This window comes from Allobosea sp. 05T422_2, assembly GCF_056396265.1.
On record NZ_JBFTLD010000418.1, the window covers coordinates 1 to 3,392 of the forward strand.

Sequence of the window (3,392 nt, forward strand, 5' to 3'; positions counted from 1 at the left end):
GCTCAAGGAGCAGGTCGCGCGGCTGAAGCGGGCCGCCAAGCGCGCGCCGATCGTGCTGTCATCAGCGTCTGGCCAGGGCGTCGACGATGCCTTGCGCGCCCTCTTCGCGGTGGTCGAAGAGGCTCGGAAGGAAGAGGCCCAGGCCGATGCTCCGGCGCTGGAAACCGGCTGGCGCCCATAACCGGTCATTCGCCACGGGATGTTGACGACCGTTCCCAGCGAGCTCCAAACGGCTTGCGTGGAAACGCGCGCCACCATCTAAGTCATGGCTACCGTCAAAGGGGGACTTGTCAGGTGATTTCGAAGCTTAGGCCTCTCGCGTTCGTTTCCGTCGTGATCTTCAGTGGCGCAGCCCTTGCCCAGGCGCAGCGTCCTTCCGCGAGTGCACAGGCTCCGGCCGCTCCTGGCGGCGTTTCGCAGCCGGACAATACGACGGCGACCTATGGCGACTGGACCCATCGCTGCCAGCAGGGCGTCGGGACCCGGATCTGCGAGATCGTGCAGACGCTCGAGGTGCAGGGGCAGCGCGGCCCGGTGGCGTTGATCGCGCTCGGGCGGCCGGTGCGCAATGAACCCTACAAGCTCGTGGTGCAGGTGCCGCCGAATGTGAGCCTCGGCGCCAAGGCCGGTATCCGCCTTGCGCTCGGAGAGAAGGACGAGGGGACGCTTGCCGACTTCCAGCGCTGCCTTCCCGGCGGCTGCTTCGCCGAGGTGAACGTGAGCGACGACCTGCTGAAGCGTTGGCGCGGCTTTGGCGAGGCTGGCCAGCTTCGCTATCAGGATGGTGCTAACCGCGCCGTCGTGCTGCCCTTCTCGTTCAAGGGCTTTCAGTCCGCAGTGGACGCGCTTGCCCGCGAGCCCTGAGATCGGCGCGTTTCAGTTCTCGGTGAATTGCAGCCGGTGCAGCCGGGCATAGGTGCCGTCATGCTCGATCAGAGCATCATGGCTACCGGTCTCGACGATCCGGCCCTCTTCCAGCACGACGATGAGATCGGCCTCGCGCACGGTCGAGAGGCGATGGGCGATCACCAGTGTCGTGCGGTTCTTCATCAGCCGGGCGAGCGCCTGCTGGACGAGCCGCTCTGACTCGGTGTCGAGTGCGCTCGTCGCCTCGTCGAGCAGCAGGATTGGCGCATCCTTCAGGATGGCCCGCGCGATGGCGACACGCTGGCGTTCACCGCCGGACAGCTTCGAACCGCGCTCGCCGACCTGCGTATCGTAGCCATCGGGCATGGCCATGATGAAATCATGCGCCGCTGCGTCCCTGGCGGCGGCCATGATCTCGGCCTCGGTCGCTCCCGGCCGGCCAAAGGCGATGTTGGCCCGCACGGTATCGTCGAAGAGCATGACATCCTGGCTGACGACACCGATCTGGCCGCGCAGGCTGGCGAGAGTGACGTCGCGCAGATCCTGTCCGTCGATCTCGATGCGGCCCTCGTTCGGGTCGTAAAGGCGCGGCGCCAGGGTGAGCAGCGTCGACTTGCCGGAGCCGGAGCGACCGACCAGAGCTGTCATCCTGCCACCCTGTGCGACGACATCGATGCCTTCCAGGGCGCGGGCATCATCGCGATAGCGAAAGCGAACGTGCCGGAAGGCGATCTCGCCGGCACCGACCTTGAGGGGCTGCGCTCCGGGGCGCTCGGTGACCAACGGCTTCTCGTCGATCAGGGCATAGTAGCGTTTCAGCGAGGCACCGGCCTCCTGCAGGATGGCGTTGAGGTTGCCGAGCGAACGCATCGGCTGCGCCGCGAGCAGCAGCGCCGAGACATAACCGGTGAAATCGCCGATCGTGCTGGTGCCCGCCGTGATCCTGACCCCGATGGCGGCAAGGACGCCGGCGACCGCCATGCCGCCGGCGACCTCGAGCAGAGGATCGAGCCGGCCGCGGGCATTGGCAGCCTTCATCTTGAGCGAGCGGATCGTCTCGAAGGCATGCGCGGCGCGCGCCTTGAGATAGGGCTCGAGCGAGTCCGTCTTGGCGACGCGGGCACCCTGCAGGCTCTCGGTGACGAGGCTTGCCATGATGCCTGTCTGCTCCTGCTGCGACATCGCCATGCGGCGCAACTTCTTGCCGATCCGGCCGATCGGGCGCGCGACGATCGGCGCGATCAGCAGAACGACAAGGGTCATCTGCCAATCGATCCAGAGCAGGGCCCCGACCAGTGCGATGGAGGTCATCACATCGCGCACGGCGATGTTGATGATCCGGGTCAGTGCCTCCTTCACATAGGTGAAGTCGGTGGTGAAGCGCTGGGTCAGCGACGCGGGGTTCTCGCGCTGGAGCTGAGCAAGGTCGGCGTCGATCAGATGCGCGTAGAGCGCGGACTGCATATCCGCTTCGATTCGGCTGACCACGCTGTTGGTCATCACCGTTTGCGTAAGCAGCGAGAAGCCCTTGATCGCAGTGACGATGACGACGACGACCGCAACGGCGTTGACCACGCCGATCTCGATCCCGATCGACTTCGAAACGAGACGCTCCATCCGGCGCACGAAGCCCGTCGCTTCCGCCGATAGGGGGTCGGCGAAGGCGTCGAAGGCTGCCTTGATCAGAAGCGGGTAGAAGCTGGTTGTCGCGGCGATCACCACCACTAGTGCCAGGATCATCGCCATCTGGGGCAGGTAGGCGTTGACTCGCTCGCGCCAGACGCGGGCGAAGAGCGCAAAGGTGTCGTCGGTAACGCGGCCGATCTTCATGGCGCRGGGCCTAACATGGTCGACCGCGATATGCCACTGGCTTGGCGGCGGGGGCGTTCCTCGCGCTCCGGTCTTGTTCCAGACACGAAGCTGGCGTCCCATAGCCACAGTGCTGCAACTGATTCCGGAGATAGCGTATACTCATGCCCGCGCCCCCGCCGGCCCAGATCGGCCAGAGCTTCGCCGAGATCGACACGCCAGCGCTCGTTCTCGATCTCGACGCCTTCGAGCGGAATCTCGTCGCCATGGCCGCCTATACGCAGGCCCATGGCGTACGTCTTCGTCCTCATGCCAAGACCCATAAGAGCCCGGATATCGCCCTGCTTCAGATCGCGCATGGCGCCGTCGGCCAGTGCTGCCAGAAGGTCTCCGAAGCCGAGATTCTCGTCGCGGGCGGAGTCGGCGATGTTCTGGTCACCAACGAGATCGTCGGTCCAGCCAAGCTCGATCGGCTCGCCAAGCTGGCGCGCAACGCACGGATCGGCCTTTGCGTCGATCATCCCGAGGGCGTGCGCGAGGCGGCGGAGGCGGCTGCGCGGCACGACGTGATGCTCGACGTTATGGTCGAGCTCGATATTGGCGGGCGCCGCTGTGGCGTCGCAGTCGGCGAAGCCGTCCGCATCGCCGAGGCGGTCGCGCGCAGCAACTCGCTGCGCTTCACGGGCATCCAAGCCTATCACGGTGCTGCCCAGCAC

At 65.9% G+C, this 3,392-nt stretch carries 3 protein-coding genes and 1 pseudogene; 3 read left to right on the forward strand and 1 reads right to left on the reverse strand.

Annotated features, from left to right (window positions below):
* Both obgE and AC1DJT_RS35345 read left to right on the forward strand, forming a co-directional pair.
* A pseudogene (obgE, locus tag AC1DJT_RS35340) lies at positions 1-181 on the forward strand (GTPase ObgE); the annotation flags it as partial.
* A gap of 113 nt (positions 182-294) precedes the next feature.
* A complete protein-coding gene (locus AC1DJT_RS35345) occupies positions 295-864 on the forward strand; it encodes an invasion associated locus B family protein (RefSeq protein WP_441492735.1) in 570 nt (189 codons plus the stop codon).
* A 12-nt stretch (positions 865-876) separates the two neighbouring features.
* Here AC1DJT_RS35345 and AC1DJT_RS35350 read toward each other — a convergent pair whose 3' ends face one another.
* Complete coding sequence (locus AC1DJT_RS35350; RefSeq protein WP_476767835.1) at positions 877-2,697, reverse strand: ABC transporter ATP-binding protein; 1,821 nt, start codon at positions 2,695-2,697, stop codon at positions 877-879.
* 143 nt (positions 2,698-2,840) lie between these two features.
* Here AC1DJT_RS35350 and AC1DJT_RS35355 point away from each other — a divergent pair.
* Positions 2,841-3,392, forward strand: a 552-nt coding sequence (locus AC1DJT_RS35355; RefSeq protein WP_476835924.1) for an alanine racemase, incomplete at its 3' end; no start/stop codon positions are given.

Coding starts and splice junctions, on each gene's coding strand:
- AC1DJT_RS35350 (WP_476767835.1), bottom strand. CDS start 2,697: ATGAAGATCGGCCGCGTTACCGACGACACCTTTGCGCTCTTCGCCCGC.